This window comes from Pseudomonas sp. BT-42-2 (assembly GCF_025847435.2).
GTDB classification, from domain to species: Bacteria; Pseudomonadota; Gammaproteobacteria; order Pseudomonadales; family Pseudomonadaceae; genus Aquipseudomonas; species Aquipseudomonas urmiensis.
Genome location: NZ_JAOYTM010000008.1, coordinates 333,480 through 350,180 on the forward strand (window position 1 = coordinate 333,480; position 16,701 = coordinate 350,180).

The following is a 16,701-nucleotide window of genomic DNA, read 5'->3' on the forward strand; positions in this document are numbered from 1 at the left end:
ACGTTGTTCAGCGCAGGCCGCGCTGGGTTTCGTCGAGCTCGCGGATGTATTTGAACACCTTGCGCGCAGCGGCCGGCGGTTTGTTCCGGGCCTTTTCGTGCTGGGCATGACGGATCAGCGAACGCAGGTGCTGACGGTCGGCCTCGGGGTACTCGTTGATGAAACGCTCCAGGTCTTCGTCAGTGCCGTCGACCAGGCGATCACGCCAGCGCTCCAGGCCATGGAAACGCTCGTTGTACTGGCGGGTCGAACTGTCGATCTGATCGAGCAGGGCGAGGATCGCGTCAAGGTCCTGGTCGCGCATCAGCTTGCCGACAAACGACATGTGACGTTTGCGGGCGCCGTGCGCGGTGTGCTTGCTCGATTCGGCCAGCGCTTTGCGCAGGCCATCGGTCAGGGGCAGTAGAGCCAGGGTATCGGGCTTGAGCGTGGTCAGGCGCTCGCCCAGTTCGACCAGCGCATGCAGCTCGCGCTTGATCTGGGTTTTGCTTTTTTCGCCGTCGAAGGCGTCGTCGTATGAATCAACCATGGTGGCAGTCCGCTGGAAAACGCCGCCATGATAACCAGTCGGGGGCCGCTTGTCCGGCCCGGTCGTAGAATGACCCTCGCCGTAAGCAGAATTTGAGTGGAGAAGACCATGAGTGCAGTCCAGAGCATAGGCCCCAAGGACCTGCCGGCATTGCAGGAGCAAGTCGAAGCGATCGTTGCCGAGGCGCGTCGCCAAGGCGCCAGCGCTTGCGAGGTCGCGGTGTCGCTGGAGCAGGGGTTGTCCACCACGGTGCGCCAGCGCGAAGTGGAAACGGTCGAGTTCAACCGTGACCAAGGCTTTGGCATCACCCTCTATGTTGGCCAGCGCAAGGGCTCGGCCAGCACCTCGGCGAGTGGCCCGGAGGCGATTCGCGAAACGGTTGCAGCGGCCCTGGCGATTGCCAAGCACACGTCCGAGGACGAGTGCGCAGGTTTGGCCGATGCCGCGCTGATGGCGCGGGAGATCCCCGAGCTTGATCTGTACCACGACTGGGACATCGATCCTGAGCAAGCCATTGAAAAGGCCCTGGAGTGTGAAGCGGCTGCGTTCGAGGCCGATGCGCGGATCAAGAACGCCGATGGCACTACCCTCAATACCCACCAGGGTTGCCGGGTCTATGGCAACAGCCATGGCTTCATCGGTGGCTATGCCTCCACGCGGCACAGCCTCAGTTGCGTGATGATCGCCGAAAGCGACGGGCAGATGCAGCGCGATTACTGGTACGACGTCAACCGCCAGGGCGAGCTGTTGGCCGACCCCCGCAGCATCGGCCTGCGTGCCGCGCAGCGTGCGGCCAGTCGTCTGGGCGCGCGGCCGGTGCCGACGTGTGAAGTGCCGGTGCTGTTCTCGGCAGAGCTTGCCGGTGGCTTGTTCGGCAGTTTCCTGGGGGCGATTTCCGGCGGCAATCTTTATCGCAAGTCGTCGTTCCTGGAAGGCGCAATTGGTCAGCGCTTGTTCCCTTCCTGGCTGACCCTCGACGAGCGCCCGCACCTGCCGCGCGCGTTGGGCAGTGCTGCCTTCGATGGGGACGGTCTGGCGACCTATGCCAAACCGTTCGTCGAAAACGGCGAGCTGGTGTCCTACCTGCTGGGCACGTACTCAGGGCGCAAGCTGGGCTTGCCCAGCACCGCCAACTCGGGAGGGGTGCACAACCTGTTCGTTACCCATGGCGAGGAAGACCAGACGGCGTTGATCCGGCGCATGGGCCGTGGCTTGTTGGTGACTGAGCTGATGGGCCATGGCCTGAACATGGTCACCGGTGACTACTCTCGCGGTGCGGCGGGCTTCTGGGTCGAGCATGGCAAGATCCAGTTCCCGGTGCAGGAGGTGACTATCGCCGGCAATATGAAAGACATGTTCCAGCAAATCGTAGCGATTGGCAGCGATATCGAAACACGCAGCAATATCCACAGCGGCTCGGTACTGATCGAGCGCATGACAGTAGCAGGCAGCTGAATCTAGCTCGTGGGAGCGGGCTTGCCCCGCGATAGCGTCCGCTCAAACGAGCGCGTCAGCAGAGCGTTCACTATCGCAGGGTAAGCTCAATCGCGCACTTTCCCTGACTGTCAGACCAAACCCGGCCATCGCGCCGGGTTTTTTGTTTATCGCTCTGCACTTGAAGTGATTCTATTTATCACTTAATAATGAATATCATTATCCAAAAACCCGGCGATGATGTTCATGAAAACCGTCCTCCACGAGTTGCCCTACCTGGAAAACTGGCGCTGGCTCAGCCGGCGTATTCGCTGCGCCCTCGAACCCGACGAGCCGCGTCTGATCGAGCACTACTTGGCCGAAGGTCGCTATCTGGTGTGCTGCACCGATACCTCGCCATGGACGGTCGCCCTGACCTCATTTCGCTTGCTGCTCGATACCGCCTGCGATCGCATGCTGCCATGGCATTGGCGCTGCCAGTGCCTGGACCAGGCCTGGCGACCATTGCTCGACCTGCGCAACCTCGACCGCCGCGAGCAAAACCTCAGGTGGCAACCTTACGCCCTGCAATTGGCCAATTGTGTGTTGCTACCTTCGATTTCTCCCGATGAACTGATGCAAGGATTTGATGATGAGTGATACCCGTATCGAGCGTGACAGCATGGGTGAGCTGCAGGTGCCGGTTCAGGCCCTGTACGGCGCCCAAACCCAGCGCGCGGTCGACAACTTCCCGATCAGCGGCCAGCGCATGCCGACTCAGTTCATCCGCGCTCTGCTGCTGGCCAAGGCCGCGGCGGCCAAGGCCAACGTCGAGCTGGAGCAGATCTCCCCGGCGCAAGGCCAGGCCATCGTCAAGGCCGTCGAGCAACTGCTGGCCGAGGACTTCATCCAGCACTTCCCGGTCGACGTCTACCAGACCGGCTCCGGCACCAGTTCGAACATGAACGCCAACGAGGTGATCGCCACCTTGGCCAGCCGTGTGCTGGGCGAGCAGGTCAATGCCAACGACCACGTCAACTGCGGGCAGAGCAGCAACGACATCATCCCCACCACCATCCACGTCAGCGCGGCACTGGCCCTGCATGAACAGCTGTTGCCAGCCTTGCGCCACCTGGTCCAGGTGATCGACGCCAAGGCCGCTGAGGTACACCAGTACGTCAAGACCGGCCGGACCCACCTGATGGACGCCATGCCGGTACGCATGAGCCAGGTGCTCGGTGGTTGGGGCGCGCAAGTCAAGGCGGCCCAGGCGCATATCGAAGCCACCCTGCCGAGCCTGCAAGCGCTGGCGCAAGGCGGCACCGCCGTGGGCACCGGGATCAACGCCCACCCGCAGTTCGCGGCAGGTTTCGCCCGCCAGCTCAGCGGCCTGACCCACGTCGAATTCACCCCAGGTGACAACCTGTTCGCCCTGATCGGCTCGCAGGACACTGCCGTCGCCCTGTCTGGCCAGCTCAAGACCACTGCCGTGGCGCTGATGAAGATCGCCAATGACCTGCGTTGGATGAACTCCGGCCCCCTGGCTGGCCTCGGTGAGATCGAGCTGGAGGCGCTGCAGCCAGGCTCCTCGATCATGCCGGGCAAGGTCAATCCGGTGATTCCGGAAGCCACCGCCATGGTCGCCGCGCAAGTGATCGGCAACGACGCCACCATCGCCGTCGCCGGCCAGTCAGGCAACTTCGAGCTGAACGTGATGCTGCCGGTCATCGCCTACAACCTGTTGGAAAGCATCGAGCTGATGGCCAACGCCAGCCGCCTGCTGGCCGACAAGGCCATTGCCAGCTTCAAGGTCAACGACGCCAAGCTCAAGCAAGCGCTGTCGCGCAACCCGATCCTGGTTACCGCGCTGAACCCGATCATCGGTTACCTGAAGGCCGCCGAGATTGCCAAGACCGCCTACAAGCAAGGTCGGCCGATCATCGATGTGGCGCTGGAGCACACCGACCTGTCCCGCGATCAGCTCCAAGCGCTACTCGATCCGGAAAAACTCACTGCTGGCGGCATCTGATCAGAGTCGCCCTGGAGGCACGTCATGCAGCACTGGAAACGCACCACGGATTACGCCAATCGCTTGTTCGAACAAGGCGAGCTGGTCGATGCCCGGGAACATTACCTACAAGCCCTGGCCCTGGCCCAGGTGCTGCTCGAGCGCTGGCATGACGTCGACGAAGCGGTCGCCGCTTTCGTCATTGCCCACCACAACCTGGCCGATTTGCACCTGCGCCTGAACCAGCCGCACGAGAGCGCCGATTACTTGTGCTCCGCGCATCAGCGGCTGCTCCAGGCCAGCCAGGAGGCGCGCCTGCCCCAGGCCCTGCGTGACGCAGCGCTGCGTCACAGCGGGCGTACCTACACCGAGCTGCTGAACTTCATTGCCGAGTACGGCCAGTACCCGCGCACCGAGCGCCTGCTCAATCGCCACGCACCTGAGGCGAGCGAGCTGGCTGCCCAGGTGGACGTCACTCATCGCCCATTAGCCTACGGAATCCACTGACATGCCGCATACCTTGCCTGCCTTGCCTTATGCCTACGATGCGCTGGAGCCGCACATCGATACCCAGACCATGGAGATTCACCACAGCAAGCATCACCAGACCTACATCAACAACCTCAATGCCGCCATCGAAGGCACCGAGTGGGCCGAATGGCCGGTCGAGCAACTGGTGGGTGCGGTCAAGCAACTGCCGGAAAAGCTGCAGGGCGTAGTGATCAACCAGGGCGGCGGTCATGCCAACCACAGCTTGTTCTGGACGGTGATGTCGCCCAAGGGCGGCGGCTTGCCACAGGGTCAGGTGGCCAAGGCCATCGATGAGCAGCTGGGTGGCTTCGAGGCATTCAAAGACGCCTTCACCAAGGCTGCCCTGACCCGCTTCGGCAGCGGCTGGGCCTGGTTGAGCGTGACCCCAGAGAACACGCTGGTAGTGGAAAGCAGTGGCAACCAGGACAGCCCGCTGATGTACGGCAACACGCCGATTCTGGGCCTGGACGTCTGGGAGCACGCTTACTACCTCAAGTACCAGAACCGCCGCCCGGAATACATCGGTGCGTTTTACAACGTCGTCGATTGGGTTGAAGTGGAACGCCGTTACCTTGAAGCCTTGAAGTGAGTTGACCCGGTATGCGCTCGGAGGTGATGTCTGTCAGCAGTGTGCGTCTGTTTCGACTGGCGCTAGGGACTTTGCTGTTGCTGGTCGGCACCGCGCTGCTGGTTGCGCGTGGCATCGACTGGCTGGACCTGGAGCCGCGCATGCTGCGGGCCCTGGAGGGCGGCGCATTGTGTGCATTGGGCACGGCGCTGGGCGCAGTACCGGTGTTGGTCATCCGCAACATGCCGGTTGCCCTGGCTGACACATTGCTTGGTTTTGGCGCCGGGGTGATGCTGGCGGCCACTGCATTCTCGCTGATCATCCCCGGCCTGGATGCGGCCCAGGCCATCGGTTTCAGCCCTTGGGGCGCCGGTGGCGTGATCAGTTTTGGCCTGTTGTTCGGTGCCTTGTGCCTGTTTCTGGTCGACCTGAAAGTCTCCGGCGCGTCGCCGGAAGCCTTGGTCGGCAGCGACAATCAACCGGTGATCGCCGCGCGGATCTGGCTGTTCGTCATCGCCATCATTGCCCACAACATTCCCGAAGGCATGGCCATTGGTGTGTCGGCGGGCGGCGGTATGGCCGATGCCGACAGCCTGGCCATGGGCATCGCCTTGCAGGATGTGCCTGAAGGGTTGGTGATCGCCTTGGTCTTGGCGGGGGCGGGGATGTCGCGGTTCAAGGCGTTCTTGATCGGCGCCGCTTCTGGGCTGGTCGAGCCATTGGCCGCAGTGATTTGCGCCTGGCTGGTCAATGTCGCTGAACTGCTGTTGCCGTTGGGGCTGGCCTGCGCGGCGGGGGCGATGTTGCTGGTGGTGACCCAGGAGATCATTCCGGAATCGCGCAGCAATGGCCATCATCGTCTGGCCAGTTTGGGGCTGTGTATTGGCTTCTGCCTGATGATGGTGATGGATACGGCGATGGCGTGATTTGGTTTTCGGGGCCGCTTTGCGGCCCCGAGGTTCTTCAGCGACTACTCACCTTCGTCGAAATAGTTGTTGATCAGCGCCACCAGCGCTTCCAGGGCATCGTGGTCTTGCTCACCCTCGGTGTGCAGGTGCACCTGGGTGCCTTTACCTGCGGCGAGCATCATCACGGCCATGATGCTTTTGCCATCGACCAGTTTGTCTGGCGCGCGGCCAACCCTCACCTGGCACGGGTAGCGCCCGGCCACGCCGACGAACTTTGCCGCCGCCCGGGCATGGAGCCCCAGCTTGTTGATGATGGTGATTTCGCGGGCGGGCATCGTTGGGTGGATCCTGTGGGCTAGAGGTCGCGGTGGCGGACCTGGACGTTTTTCAGGGTTTGCTGCAGCGACTGGCCGAGGCGTTCGGTCAGGTACACCGAGCGGTGATGACCACCCGTGCAGCCGATAGCGATAGTGACATAGGCGCGGTTGCTGGCGGCGAAGCGTGGCAGCCATTTGAGCAAGTAGCTGGAGATATCCTGGTACATCTCCTCGACATCGGGCTGCGCGGCCAGATAATCGATCACCGGCTGTTCAAGACCGGAATGCTCACGCAGCTCTGGCTTCCAGTAGGGATTAGGCAGGCAGCGCACATCGAATACCAGGTCGGCATCGACCGGCATGCCCCGCTTGAAGCCAAAGGATTCAACCAAAAAAGCCGTGCCAGGCTCGGGTTGGTTGAGCAGGCGCAGCTTGATCGAGTCACGCAGTTGGTAAAGGTTGAGATTGGTGGTGTCGATCTTCAGGTCGGCCAGGTCGGCGATCGGCCCGAGCAGTTCGCTTTCAACCCGGATCGCTTCAGCCAGGGAGCGATCGGCGTTGGTCAGCGGGTGGCGTCTGCGGGTCTCGGAGAAGCGCTTGAGCAGCGTGTCTTCGTCGGCATCCAGATACAGTACGTCGCACTGGATGTGCCGCGCGCGCGCCTCTTCGAGCAATTCTGGGAAGCGCGACAGATGGCTAGGCAGGTTACGCGCGTCGATCGACACGGCAACCTTGGGTTGCATCAGTTCGGTATTGATCAGCGCATTTTCCGCCAGCTGCGGCAGCAACCCGGCGGGGAGGTTGTCGATGCAGTAATAGCCGTTGTCTTCCAGCACGGCAAGGGCAGTGCTCTTGCCGGAACCGGAACGGCCGCTGACGATGATCAGGCGCATGTTCAGCTCCCGTTTTGTACGTCCAGGACGACCTGGTAGAGGGCCTCGTTGCTCTTAGCAGCACGCAGGCGCTTACGAACGTCCTCGCGATCAAGCATGCTGGCAATCTGGCGCAGCAGCTCAAGGTGGGCATCGGTGGCAGCTTCGGGTACCAGCAGGACGAACAGCAAGTCCACTGGCGCACCATCGATGGCATCGTAGTCGATAGGAGCATCCAGGTGCAGCAGCGCACTGACCGGCGCCGTGCAGCCTTCGAGGCGGCAGTGAGGAATGGCGATGCCATTGCCAAATCCGGTGGAGCCAAGCTTTTCGCGGGCGATAAGCTTCTCGAAGACGTCCTGCATCTCCAGCTCGGGGATTTGCTCGGCAATCACGTTGGCGACCTTTTCCAGGGCGCGCTTTTTACTGCCGCCCGGCACGTTCACGAGGGAACGGCCGGGGGTCAGGATGGTTTCAAGTCGGATCATGGATGAGGGGGATCAGCGGGCGGCTGCACCTTGCAGCAGGCTTTGCTGTTTTTCCTTATGTTTTTTCAATTGGCGGTCGAGCTTGTCAGCCAGAGCATCGATCGCTGCATACATGTCTTGGTGTTCGGCATTGGCAACCACTTCGCCGCCGGGAATCTGCAGGGTCGCTTCAATTTTCTGCTGAAGCTTTTCAACCTTCATGATCACCGTCACGTTGGTGATCTTGTCGAAGTGACCCTCCACGCGGGCGAGCTTTTCAAGCACATACTCGCGAAGAGGTTGGGTAACTTCTACATGCTGTCCACTGATGTTGACTTGCATACAGCTTCTCCTTTGTTGCCCGTGCATAAAGAGGCAGGTATTGCACCTGCCACACAAACGCTGTGGCACATCCCGGGGCTACATCAGTCGCTTGCGTTCACTCGACGGTGCGATGCCGAGCGACTCGCGGTACTTGGCGACGGTGCGACGGGCTACCTGGATGCCTTGTGCCTCCAGTAAACCAGCGATCTTGCTGTCACTCAATGGCTTTTTCTGATTTTCCGCCGCAACCAATTTCTTGATGATCGCGCGGATCGCCGTAGACGAGCATTCGCCGCCTTCGGCGGTGCTCACGTGGCTTGAGAAAAAGTATTTCAGTTCGTAGATGCCACGCGGGGTGTGCATGTATTTCTGCGTGGTAACCCGGGAAATCGTCGATTCGTGCATGCCCACCGCTTCGGCGATGTCATGCAGAACCAACGGCTTCATTGCCTCGTCGCCATGGTCGAGGAAACCGCGCTGGTGCTCGACGATCTGCGTGGCGACCTTCATCAGGGTCTCGTTGCGGCTTTGCAGGCTCTTGATGAACCAGCGCGCTTCCTGCAGCTGATTGCGCATGAAGGTGTTGTCGGCGCTGGTGTCGGCGCGGCGCACAAAGCCTGCGTACTGCGGGTTGACCCGCAGGCGTGGGATGGCTTCCTGGTTCAGTTCGACCAGCCAGCGCTCGCTGTCCTTGCGCACGATCACGTCGGGCACCACGTACTCAGGTTCGCTGGATTCGATCTGCGAGCCTGGGCGTGGGTTGAGGGTCTGTACCAGTTCGATGACCTGGCGCAGCTCGTCTTCCTTGAGCTTCATGCGGCGCATCAGCTGGCTGTAGTCGCGGCTGCCGAGCAGGTCGATGAAGTCGCTGACCAGGCGCTGGGCCTCGGCCATCCACGGCGTGTTGCCGGGCAGTTGGCGCAGTTGCAGCAGCAGACATTCGCCCAGGGTGCGCGCGGCGACGCCGGCTGGCTCGAACTGTTGGATGCGGTGCAGAACTGCCTCGACCTCATCGAGCTCGATATCCAGCTCCGGGTCGAACCCTGCGCAAATTTCCTCGAGGGTGTCTTCCAGGTAGCCCTGCTGGTTGATGCTGTCGATCAGGGTGACCGCGATCAGGCGGTCGGTGTCGGACATCGGCGCCAGGTTCAGTTGCCACAGCAGGTGGCTTTGCAAGCTTTCGCCAGCAGAGGTACGGGTGGTGAAATCCCACTCGTCGTCATCGTTGCTGGGCAGGCTGCTGGCACTGGTCTGGTAGATATCTTCCCAGGCGGTGTCGACCGGTAATTCGTTGGGGATGCGCTCGCTCCATTCGCCGTCCTCGAGATTTTCAGTGGAGACGGTGCTTTCCTGGAAACTGTTGTCCTGAGCTTCGGCAGCCGGCTTGCTCTCGGCGTTATCGGCCATCGGGTCGCTGTTGTCGAAGTCCTCGCCGTCTTCCTGACGTTCGAGCATCGGGTTGGATTCCAGCGCCTCCTGGATTTCCTGTTGAAGGTCCAGGGTGGAGAGCTGAAGCAGACGAATGGCCTGTTGCAACTGAGGGGTCATCGTCAGTTGCTGGCCCATTTTTAGGACGAGCGATGGTTTCATGGCTGGGGCTTAATACCTTGTTCGCCGGCGCGCATGCGCCATCCACTACACGAAGGGCGCCGCGGCGCCAATTTCAAGCAAGTTATATGCCTTAATTTGTAGCGTTTGCCTAGAGCACTGTAGCACTTAAGCCGGGCAGAGGCCGTTTTACTGGCCGTCTGACAGTGCTCAGGCAAGCCTGGGCGTCAGAGTCGGAACTCGTGACCCAGGTAAACTTCCTTGACCAGATCGTTGGCCAGGATGGTCTCGGCATCGCCTTCGGCGATCAGTTGGCCATCGTTGACGATGTACGCGGTTTCACAGATATCCAAGGTCTCGCGGACGTTGTGGTCGGTGATCAGTACACCGATACCCTTAGCCTTGAGGTGGTGGATGATCTGCTTGATGTCGCCCACGGAAATCGGGTCGACACCGGCGAAGGGTTCATCGAGCAGGATGAACTTCGGCGCGGTGGCCAAGGCGCGAGCAATCTCGACCCGGCGACGTTCGCCACCGGAAAGGCTCATGCCGAGGTTGTCGCGGATGTGGCTGATGTGGAATTCCTGCAGCAGGCTTTCCAGCTCCTTGCGCCGGCCATCACGGTCGAGTTCCTTACGGGTCTCGAGAATGGCCATGATGTTGTCGGCCACCGACAGCTTGCGGAAGATCGAGGCTTCCTGCGGCAGGTAGCCAATGCCGGCGCGTGCGCGACCGTGCATGGGTTGATGGCTGACATCGTTGCTGTCGATCAGCACGCGGCCCTGGTCGGCCTGGACCAGGCCGACGATCATGTAGAAGCAGGTGGTCTTGCCGGCGCCGTTAGGCCCCAGCAGACCGACGATCTGGCCGCTGTCGATCGACAGACTGACATCGCGAACCACCTGGCGGCCCTTGTAGCTCTTGGCCAGGTGCTGGGCTTTGAGGGTTGCCATTTACTCGGCCTTCTTCTTCGGCTGGATCACCATGTCGATACGCTGACGTGGCGTGGACACGTTGCCGCCACGGCCAGCGGTCGCCACCTGGGACTTGGTGTTGTAGACGATCTTCTCGCCTTCGGTGGTGTTGCCTTCGTTCTCGACCTTGGCGCGGTCGGTGAGGATCACCGTGTCTTTCTGCGCCTGGTACTGGATGGTCACAGCCCAGCCTTTCATCTTGTCGGGCTTGGCGGCGCTCTGCTGCTGTTCGAAGTAGGCCAGGTTGCCCACCGAGGTCACCACGTCGATGTCGCCATTGGCGGCACGGGTCATGGTCACGGTGTTGCCTTTGATCATCATCGAGCCTTGGGTGATGATCACATCGCCCTTGTAGGTAGCTACGCCTTGCTTGTCATCCAGGTGAGCGTCGTCGGCCTGGATACGAATTGGCTGGTCACGATCGTTCGGCAGGGCCAAGGCGCTCGCGCTTCCCAGTGCTGCGCTCAGGCTGAGCAAAAAGGGGAGGGTTTTAACGAGCCTCATACTGTCCTCTTACGTTGGACAGCAGGTCCATCCTGCCGTCTTTCAAATACGCTTTCATTCCTTTGCCCGTAGTTGTGCCACCGGCGCCGTCGATTCTAACGGCTTGCTCGGTCTGCGCATATTGCTTCTGCGGGAACACCGTCATGCGGGTGGTGGTGATGATGGTCTCGCGCTGCTTTTCGTCAGTGCGGGCCACTCGAACCTGGTCGATCAGTTCGACCTCGCTGCCATCTGGATTGACCTCGGCGCGCACGCTCTGCACGTGCCACGGGTAGGCGGTGCCACGGTACATGTGCAGGTCTGGCGTGGTCACCAAGGTGACTTCGCTGGCCTTGAGGTGCTCGACCTTGTCGGCAGTCATTTCGTACTGCATCTTGCCGTCAGGCAGGAACTGCACGCTATGGGCGTTGATCGCGTAATAGTCGATGGCGTTTTCATCGACCTGGGTCACCGGCTTGTCGAGAAAGCTCTCGGGGCTGATGTTCCAGTAGCCGACCGCCACCAGCAGCGCGGCGATCACGCTGAACAGTGCGATGTTTTTGGCTTTCTTGCTGAACATGTGCGGCCTTACAGGTAATTGGCGTTGGCAGCGTCCAGGGTGCCCTGGGCCTGCATGATCAGTTCACAGAACTCGCGGGCGGCGCCTTCGCCACCGCGCGCCTGGGTCACGCCATGGGCGTGCTGGCGAACGAACGGTGCGGCGTTGGCCACGGCCATGCCCAAGGCTACCCGACGGATCACCGGCAGGTCAGGCAGGTCATCGCCCAAATACGCGACCTGTTCATAGCTTAGGCCCAGTTCCGCCAGAAGGCCGTCGAGAACCACCAGTTTATCTTCTCGGCCCTGATACAGGTGGGGGATACCCAGGTTCTTGGCGCGGCGCTCGACCACTGGGGTCTTGCGGCCACTGATGATCGCGGTGGTCACGCCCGAGTTCATGAGCATCTTGATGCCCTGGCCGTCGAGGGTGTTGAAAGTCTTGAATTCGCTGCCGTCTTCGAGGAAGTACAGGCGCCCGTCGGTCAATACGCCATCGACGTCAAACACCGCCAGCTTGATGGTTTTGCCGCGTTGCAGTAGATCTTGGCTCATTCACATTACTCCAGCGCGCAGCAGGTCGTGCATGTTCAGGGCACCGGTTGGGCGGTCATCCTGATCGACCACGACCAGCGCGCCGATCTTGTGGTCTTCCATGATTTTCAAGGCCTCGGCGGCGAGCATCTCGGCACGGGCGGTCTTGCCGTGCACGGTCATGACGTCGTCGATCAGCGTGGTGTGCACGTCAATGTTGCGGTCCAGGCTGCGGCGCAGGTCACCGTCAGTGAAGACCCCGGCCAGTGTGCCGTCACTTTCGACGACCACGGTCATGCCCAAACCTTTGCGGGACATTTCGAGGAGCGCTTCCTTGAGCAGGGTGCCGCGTTGCACCTGGGGCAGTTCGTCGCCCGAGTGCATGACGTTCTCGACCTTCAGCAGCAGGCGCCGGCCAAGCGCGCCACCAGGGTGCGAGAAGGCGAAGTCCTCGGCGGAGAAGCCACGCGCCTCAAGCAGGGCGATCGCCAGCGCATCGCCCAGCACCAGGGCAGCGGTGGTCGATGAGGTTGGCGCCAGGTTCAACGGGCAGGCTTCCTGCTCGACTCGGGCGTCGAGGTTGACCTCGGCGGCCTGGGCCAGCGGCGAGTCAGGATTGCCGGTGAGGCTGATCAGCTGGATGCCCAGGCGCTTGATCAACGGCAGCAGGGTGACGATTTCAGCAGTGCTGCCGGAATTGGACAGGGCCAAGATGACATCGTCGCGGGTGATCATGCCCATGTCGCCATGGCTGGCTTCGGCCGGGTGGACGAAGAACGACGGCGTGCCGGTACTGGCAAGGGTGGCAGCAATTTTGTTGCCGATATGCCCGGACTTGCCCATGCCGACCACCACGACCCGGCCTTTGCTGGCCAGGATCAGCTCGCAGGCCTTGACGAAATTGGCGTCGATGCGGGCCAGCAGGCCCTCGACGGCCTCGAGTTCCAGGCGCAAGGTGCGCTGGGCGGATTGGATCAGCTCGCTGGATTGGCTCATGTTCGGGAAGCAATGCCTGATGAAAAGGCGGCGATTATAGCGGTAATGTGCGAAAGGCTCATCCTTCGATTGTCATACGGATGTTGCACAAGCCTGTCGCTGGCCTGAACCACTGCGTGGATGGCCTTGGGGCGGGCCTGTCTGCGGTGCTATAGTTCGCCGCTATTCGGCCCGCGGGGGGCGCGTGTGCCTTCACGATGAAGGCAGGCGTCCATTAAGACGAGGCTGTTTTGCAAGGAGTCTAGATGAGTGTGGATAGCGCCTACGCGGTCGAGTTGAAGGGCCTTACCTTCAAGCGCGGTTCGCGCAGCATTTTCAGCAATGTCGACATCCGCATCCCGCGCGGCAAGGTCACTGGCATCATGGGGCCATCGGGGTGCGGCAAGACCACCCTGTTGCGCCTGATGGGCGCGCAGCTGCGGCCTTCGAGTGGCGAAGTCTGGGTGGCCGGGCAGAACCTGCCGAGCCTGTCGCGCGGCGATCTGTTCGATGCGCGCAAGCAGATGGGCGTGCTGTTCCAGAGCGGTGCGCTGTTCACTGACCTCGATGTGTTCGAGAACGTCGCCTTCCCGCTGCGGGTGCATACCCAGCTGTCGGAAGAGATGATCCGCGATATCGTCCTGATGAAGCTGCAGGCCGTGGGCTTGCGCGGCGCCATCGACCTGATGCCCGATGAACTGTCCGGTGGCATGAAGCGCCGGGTGGCCCTGGCCCGGGCCATTGCCCTGGATCCGCAGATTCTCATGTACGACGAGCCGTTCGTCGGCCAGGACCCGATCGCCATGGGCGTATTGGTGCGCCTGATCCGCCTGCTCAACGATGCCCTGGGCATCACCAGCATCGTCGTTTCCCATGACTTGGCCGAGACCGCGAGCATTGCCGACTATATCTACGTGGTCGGTGATGGCCAGGTGCTGGGGCAGGGCACGCCGGACGAACTGATGGGCTCGGACAATCCGCGCATCCGTCAATTCATGAAGGGCGACCCTGACGGGCCGGTACCTTTCCACTTTCCTGCGCCTGACTACCGCGCCGATCTGCTGGGGACGCGTTGATGCGCAGAAGATCCTTACTCGAACGAATCCGCCTGCTCGGGCGCTCGGCCATCGATGTGGTGGCGGTGCTGGGGCGCTCTTGCCTGTTCCTGTTTCATTCGCTGATTGGTCGTGGCGGCATTGGCGGCGGCTTCCAACTGCTGGTCAAGCAGCTGTATTCGGTGGGCGTGCTGTCGCTGGCGATCATCGTCGTATCCGGCGTGTTCATCGGCATGGTGCTGGCGCTGCAGGGCTACAGCATCCTGACCAAGTACGGCTCCGAGCAAGCGGTAGGGCAGATGGTTGCGCTGACCTTGCTGCGCGAGCTGGGGCCGGTGGTCACCGCCTTGCTGTTCGCCGGGCGTGCTGGTTCTGCGCTGACTGCCGAAATCGGCAACATGAAGTCCACCGAGCAGCTGTCGAGCCTTGAAATGATTGGCGTCGACCCGCTCAAGTACATCGTTGCGCCACGCCTGTGGGCTGGCTTCATCTCGCTGCCGTTGCTGGCGCTGCTGTTCAGCGTGGTCGGCATCTGGGGTGGTTCGTGGGTCGCGGTCGACTGGCTGGGCGTCTACGAGGGTTCGTTCTGGGCCAACATGCAAAACAGCGTTTCCTTTACCGACGACGTGCTCAACGGCCTGGTGAAAAGCCTGGTGTTCGCCTTCGTCGTGACCTGGATTGCCGTATTCCAGGGGTATGACTGCGAGCCCACCTCAGAAGGGATCAGCCGTGCCACCACCAAGACCGTGGTCTATGCCTCGTTGGCAGTCCTGGGTCTGGACTTTATTCTGACCGCCTTGATGTTTGGAGATTTCTGATGCAAAACCGCACCCTGGAAATCGGTGTCGGCCTGTTCCTCCTGGCCGGGATCCTGGCGTTGCTGCTGCTGGCCCTGCGTGTCAGCGGGCTGTCCGCCAGCCCGAGCAGCGATACCTATAAAGTTTATGCCTACTTCGACAATATCGCCGGTTTGACGGTCAGAGCTAAAGTGACCATGGCCGGTGTGACCATCGGCAAGGTCACGGCCATCGATCTGGACCGTGATTCCTATACCGGTCGGGTGACCCTGCAGCTGGACAAGAATGTCGACAACCTGCCAGTCGACTCCACTGCCTCGATCCTGACCGCAGGTTTGCTCGGTGAGAAGTACATCGGTATCAGCGTGGGCGGTGAAGAAGAGGTGCTCAAAGACGACAGCACTATCCATGACACCCAGTCGGCGCTGGTCCTGGAAGATCTGATTGGCAAGTTCCTGCTCAATACGGTTGGCAAAGAACCGAAAGAAGCCACCCCAGCTAATCCAGCTAATTAAGGAGTTTCCATGATCTCGATCCTGCGACGCGGCCTGTTGGTCCTGCTGGCGGCCTTCCCCCTGCTGGCCCTGGCTGCCCCCGGGCAGTCTGCCCGTGAGGTGATCCAGACCACCACCAATCAACTGCTGAGCGATCTGAAGGCCAACAAGGAGCAGTACAAGGCCAGCCCCCAGGCCTTCTACGATGCGCTCAACAGCAACCTTGGCCCGGTAGTCGATGCTGACGGCATCTCCAAGAGCATCATGACCGTCAAGTACTCGCGCAAGGCCACGCCTGAGCAGATGCAGCGCTTCCAGGAAAACTTCAAGCGCAGCCTGATGCAGTTCTATGGCAACGCCTTGCTCGAATACAACAACCAGGGCATCACCGTCGACCCGGCCAAGAGTGAAGAGGGTGACCGCACCAGCGTTGGCATGAAGGTCACTGGCAACAATGGCGCGGTCTATCCCGTGCAGTACACCATGGTCAAACTGGGCGGCGAATGGAAAGTGCGTAACGTCATCGTCAATGGCATCAACATTGGCAAGCTGTTCCGTGACCAGTTCGCCGATGCCATGTCGCGCAACGGCAACAATCTGGACAAGACCATCGACGGCTGGGCCGGCGAAGTCGCCAAGGCCAAGGAAACTGCCGACAGCTCGCCGGAGAAGACGGTCAAATGAGTGAAGCCGGCGTGAGCATGACCGAACCAGGCGTTCTGCGCCTGGCCGGGGTGCTGGACTATCGCAGCGGCCCGGCCCTGCGCAAGGAAGGCAAGGCGCTGATCGTCGCCAGTGGCGAGCAACGCCTGGTCCTGGACTGCTCGCAAGTGGTCAAGTCCAGCAGCGTTGGCTTGTCCCTGCTACTGGCGTTCATGCGTGACGCCCAGGCGGCTGGCAAGTCCTGGGAGCTGCGCGGCATGCCCGATGACATGCGCGAAATCGCCGAGGTCTATGACCTGGATGAAGTATTGGCGGGCTGATTGCCCGACAAGGTGAAAGGCCCCTCGGTCAGCGTGTCCGTTCATGGGCTTCGCAGGCGAGGGGCTTTTTTGTATGATGGCCGACCCGCGCGCACAGGGCGCCGATTGAGGTTGAGCATGCAGGCCGTAGAAGTTAAGAGTTTTCTTGAAGAGAAATTGCCGGGAACCCGAGTCGAAGTTGAGGGTGAAGGCTGCAACTTCCAGTTGAACGTGATCAGCGACGAGCTGGCCGGCCAGAGCCCGGTAAAGCGTCAGCAGGCGATCTATGCTCACCTGAATCCGTGGATTGCCGATGGCAGTATCCACGCGGTAACCATGAAATTTTTCAGCAGCGCAGCCTGGGCTGAGCGCACCTGAGCCTAC

General features: G+C 61.3%; 23 protein-coding genes. 12 read left to right on the top strand and 11 right to left on the bottom strand.

Annotated features, from left to right (window positions below; genetic code table 11):
* Positions 1–7: 7 nt before the first annotated feature.
* Entirely contained in the window at positions 8–529 is a 522-nt protein-coding gene (gene yjgA, locus OIU19_RS09920; RefSeq protein WP_186554031.1) for a ribosome biogenesis factor YjgA, read from the bottom strand.
* Between the two features lie 108 nt (positions 530–637).
* On the opposite strand from yjgA, the gene pmbA reads away from it, so the two are divergent.
* The 6 genes from pmbA to OIU19_RS09950 all read left to right on the top strand — a co-directional run bounded on the left by pmbA (position 638) and on the right by OIU19_RS09950 (position 5,975).
* Positions 638–1,984 (top strand): metalloprotease PmbA, encoded by a 1,347-nt coding sequence (pmbA, locus tag OIU19_RS09925; protein ID WP_264234854.1) that lies wholly within the window; start codon positions 638–640, stop codon positions 1,982–1,984.
* A 216-nt stretch (positions 1,985–2,200) separates the two neighbouring features.
* Positions 2,201–2,602, top strand: coding sequence for a FagA protein (locus OIU19_RS09930; RefSeq protein WP_264234855.1), 402 nt, complete (start codon positions 2,201–2,203; stop codon positions 2,600–2,602).
* A complete protein-coding gene (locus tag OIU19_RS09935) occupies positions 2,595–3,971 on the top strand; it encodes a lyase family protein (protein ID WP_264234856.1) in 1,377 nt (458 codons plus the stop codon). The genes OIU19_RS09930 and OIU19_RS09935 overlap by 8 nt, the downstream gene beginning before the upstream one ends.
* A gap of 24 nt (positions 3,972–3,995) precedes the next feature.
* Positions 3,996–4,457, top strand: a complete 462-nt coding sequence (locus tag OIU19_RS09940; RefSeq protein WP_264234857.1) for a DUF2753 domain-containing protein — start codon at positions 3,996–3,998, stop codon at positions 4,455–4,457.
* Between the two features lies 1 nt (position 4,458).
* Entirely contained in the window at positions 4,459–5,070 is a 612-nt protein-coding gene (locus OIU19_RS09945; protein ID WP_264234858.1) for a superoxide dismutase, read from the top strand.
* Positions 5,071–5,081: 11 nt separating this feature from the next.
* Complete coding sequence (locus OIU19_RS09950; protein WP_186554025.1) at positions 5,082–5,975, top strand: ZIP family metal transporter; 894 nt, start codon at positions 5,082–5,084, stop codon at positions 5,973–5,975.
* A 44-nt stretch (positions 5,976–6,019) separates the two neighbouring features.
* Here OIU19_RS09950 and OIU19_RS09955 read toward each other — a convergent pair whose 3' ends face one another.
* The 10 genes from OIU19_RS09955 to OIU19_RS10000 form a co-directional block, all read right to left on the bottom strand.
* The gene (locus tag OIU19_RS09955) at positions 6,020–6,292 is read right to left on the bottom strand and encodes an HPr family phosphocarrier protein (RefSeq protein WP_186554024.1); all 273 of its coding nucleotides are present in this window, start codon (positions 6,290–6,292) and stop codon (positions 6,020–6,022) included.
* A gap of 20 nt (positions 6,293–6,312) precedes the next feature.
* A complete protein-coding gene (rapZ, locus tag OIU19_RS09960) occupies positions 6,313–7,167 on the bottom strand; it encodes an RNase adapter RapZ (RefSeq protein WP_186554023.1) in 855 nt (284 codons plus the stop codon).
* A gap of 2 nt (positions 7,168–7,169) precedes the next feature.
* Positions 7,170–7,634, bottom strand: a complete 465-nt coding sequence (ptsN, locus tag OIU19_RS09965; RefSeq protein ID WP_264234859.1) for a PTS IIA-like nitrogen regulatory protein PtsN — start codon at positions 7,632–7,634, stop codon at positions 7,170–7,172.
* A 12-nt stretch (positions 7,635–7,646) separates the two neighbouring features.
* Complete coding sequence (gene hpf / locus OIU19_RS09970; protein ID WP_264234860.1) at positions 7,647–7,955, bottom strand: ribosome hibernation-promoting factor, HPF/YfiA family; 309 nt, start codon at positions 7,953–7,955, stop codon at positions 7,647–7,649.
* 78 nt (positions 7,956–8,033) lie between these two features.
* Positions 8,034–9,527 (bottom strand): RNA polymerase factor sigma-54, encoded by a 1,494-nt coding sequence (locus OIU19_RS09975; protein ID WP_264234861.1) that lies wholly within the window; start codon positions 9,525–9,527, stop codon positions 8,034–8,036.
* Between the two features lie 185 nt (positions 9,528–9,712).
* Positions 9,713–10,438: an LPS export ABC transporter ATP-binding protein gene (gene lptB, locus OIU19_RS09980; protein ID WP_186554020.1), complete on the bottom strand. Its 726-nt coding sequence runs from the start codon at positions 10,436–10,438 to the stop codon at positions 9,713–9,715.
* Positions 10,439–10,963, bottom strand: coding sequence for a lipopolysaccharide transport periplasmic protein LptA (lptA, locus tag OIU19_RS09985; RefSeq protein ID WP_186554019.1), 525 nt, complete (start codon positions 10,961–10,963; stop codon positions 10,439–10,441).
* Positions 10,950–11,522: an LPS export ABC transporter periplasmic protein LptC gene (gene lptC / locus OIU19_RS09990; protein ID WP_186554018.1), complete on the bottom strand. Its 573-nt coding sequence runs from the start codon at positions 11,520–11,522 to the stop codon at positions 10,950–10,952. The genes lptA and lptC overlap by 14 nt, the downstream gene beginning before the upstream one ends.
* Positions 11,523–11,530: 8 nt before the next feature.
* Complete coding sequence (locus tag OIU19_RS09995) at positions 11,531–12,055, bottom strand: HAD family hydrolase (RefSeq protein ID WP_264234862.1); 525 nt, start codon at positions 12,053–12,055, stop codon at positions 11,531–11,533.
* Positions 12,056–13,030 (bottom strand): SIS domain-containing protein, encoded by a 975-nt coding sequence (locus OIU19_RS10000; RefSeq protein WP_264234863.1) that lies wholly within the window; start codon positions 13,028–13,030, stop codon positions 12,056–12,058.
* 245 nt (positions 13,031–13,275) lie between these two features.
* On the opposite strand from OIU19_RS10000, the gene OIU19_RS10005 reads away from it, so the two are divergent.
* From OIU19_RS10005 to OIU19_RS10030, 6 genes are all read left to right on the top strand, one after another.
* Complete coding sequence (locus tag OIU19_RS10005; protein ID WP_186554015.1) at positions 13,276–14,085, top strand: ATP-binding cassette domain-containing protein; 810 nt, start codon at positions 13,276–13,278, stop codon at positions 14,083–14,085.
* On the top strand, positions 14,085–14,882 hold the full coding sequence (gene mlaE, locus OIU19_RS10010; RefSeq protein WP_186554014.1) for a lipid asymmetry maintenance ABC transporter permease subunit MlaE: 798 nt from the start codon (positions 14,085–14,087) through the stop codon (positions 14,880–14,882). The genes OIU19_RS10005 and mlaE overlap by 1 nt, the downstream gene beginning before the upstream one ends.
* Positions 14,882–15,376 carry an outer membrane lipid asymmetry maintenance protein MlaD gene (gene mlaD, locus OIU19_RS10015; RefSeq protein ID WP_186554013.1) on the top strand — a complete coding sequence of 165 codons (495 nt, stop codon included), beginning with the start codon at positions 14,882–14,884 and terminating at the stop codon, positions 15,374–15,376. The genes mlaE and mlaD overlap by 1 nt, the downstream gene beginning before the upstream one ends.
* A 9-nt stretch (positions 15,377–15,385) precedes the next feature.
* Positions 15,386–16,039: a phospholipid-binding protein MlaC gene (locus tag OIU19_RS10020; RefSeq protein WP_264234864.1), complete on the top strand. Its 654-nt coding sequence runs from the start codon at positions 15,386–15,388 to the stop codon at positions 16,037–16,039.
* Complete coding sequence (locus OIU19_RS10025) at positions 16,036–16,338, top strand: lipid asymmetry maintenance protein MlaB (protein WP_186554011.1); 303 nt, start codon at positions 16,036–16,038, stop codon at positions 16,336–16,338. Before OIU19_RS10020 ends, OIU19_RS10025 begins: the two co-directional genes overlap by 4 nt.
* 117 nt (positions 16,339–16,455) lie before the next feature.
* Positions 16,456–16,695: a BolA family protein gene (locus OIU19_RS10030; protein ID WP_029613593.1), complete on the top strand. Its 240-nt coding sequence runs from the start codon at positions 16,456–16,458 to the stop codon at positions 16,693–16,695.
* Positions 16,696–16,701: the final 6 nt, after the last annotated feature.

Bases quoted from the DNA above. Each gene is read 5' to 3' on its own strand.
- mlaE (WP_186554014.1), top strand. From the start codon at position 14,085: ATGCGCAGAAGATCCTTACTCGAACGAATCCGCCTGCTCGGGCGCTCG.
- pmbA (WP_264234854.1), top strand. From the start codon at position 638: ATGAGTGCAGTCCAGAGCATAGGCCCCAAGGACCTGCCGGCATTGCAG.
- yjgA (WP_186554031.1), bottom strand. From the start codon at position 529: ATGGTTGATTCATACGACGACGCCTTCGACGGCGAAAAAAGCAAAACC.
- OIU19_RS09955 (WP_186554024.1), bottom strand. From the start codon at position 6,292: ATGCCCGCCCGCGAAATCACCATCATCAACAAGCTGGGGCTCCATGCC.
- lptA (WP_186554019.1), bottom strand. From the start codon at position 10,963: ATGAGGCTCGTTAAAACCCTCCCCTTTTTGCTCAGCCTGAGCGCAGCA.
- OIU19_RS10030 (WP_029613593.1), top strand. From the start codon at position 16,456: ATGCAGGCCGTAGAAGTTAAGAGTTTTCTTGAAGAGAAATTGCCGGGA.
- OIU19_RS09930 (WP_264234855.1), top strand. From the start codon at position 2,201: ATGATGTTCATGAAAACCGTCCTCCACGAGTTGCCCTACCTGGAAAAC.
- OIU19_RS09995 (WP_264234862.1), bottom strand. From the start codon at position 12,055: ATGAGCCAAGATCTACTGCAACGCGGCAAAACCATCAAGCTGGCGGTG.
- mlaD (WP_186554013.1), top strand. From the start codon at position 14,882: ATGCAAAACCGCACCCTGGAAATCGGTGTCGGCCTGTTCCTCCTGGCC.
- OIU19_RS10025 (WP_186554011.1), top strand. From the start codon at position 16,036: ATGAGTGAAGCCGGCGTGAGCATGACCGAACCAGGCGTTCTGCGCCTG.
- lptB (WP_186554020.1), bottom strand. From the start codon at position 10,438: ATGGCAACCCTCAAAGCCCAGCACCTGGCCAAGAGCTACAAGGGCCGC.
- OIU19_RS09950 (WP_186554025.1), top strand. From the start codon at position 5,082: ATGCGCTCGGAGGTGATGTCTGTCAGCAGTGTGCGTCTGTTTCGACTG.
- rapZ (WP_186554023.1), bottom strand. From the start codon at position 7,167: ATGCGCCTGATCATCGTCAGCGGCCGTTCCGGTTCCGGCAAGAGCACT.
- ptsN (WP_264234859.1), bottom strand. From the start codon at position 7,634: ATGATCCGACTTGAAACCATCCTGACCCCCGGCCGTTCCCTCGTGAAC.
- hpf (WP_264234860.1), bottom strand. From the start codon at position 7,955: ATGCAAGTCAACATCAGTGGACAGCATGTAGAAGTTACCCAACCTCTT.
- OIU19_RS10000 (WP_264234863.1), bottom strand. From the start codon at position 13,030: ATGAGCCAATCCAGCGAGCTGATCCAATCCGCCCAGCGCACCTTGCGC.
- OIU19_RS10005 (WP_186554015.1), top strand. From the start codon at position 13,276: ATGAGTGTGGATAGCGCCTACGCGGTCGAGTTGAAGGGCCTTACCTTC.
- OIU19_RS09935 (WP_264234856.1), top strand. From the start codon at position 2,595: ATGAGTGATACCCGTATCGAGCGTGACAGCATGGGTGAGCTGCAGGTG.
- OIU19_RS09945 (WP_264234858.1), top strand. From the start codon at position 4,459: ATGCCGCATACCTTGCCTGCCTTGCCTTATGCCTACGATGCGCTGGAG.
- OIU19_RS09975 (WP_264234861.1), bottom strand. From the start codon at position 9,527: ATGAAACCATCGCTCGTCCTAAAAATGGGCCAGCAACTGACGATGACC.
- OIU19_RS10020 (WP_264234864.1), top strand. From the start codon at position 15,386: ATGATCTCGATCCTGCGACGCGGCCTGTTGGTCCTGCTGGCGGCCTTC.
- lptC (WP_186554018.1), bottom strand. From the start codon at position 11,522: ATGTTCAGCAAGAAAGCCAAAAACATCGCACTGTTCAGCGTGATCGCC.
- OIU19_RS09940 (WP_264234857.1), top strand. From the start codon at position 3,996: ATGCAGCACTGGAAACGCACCACGGATTACGCCAATCGCTTGTTCGAA.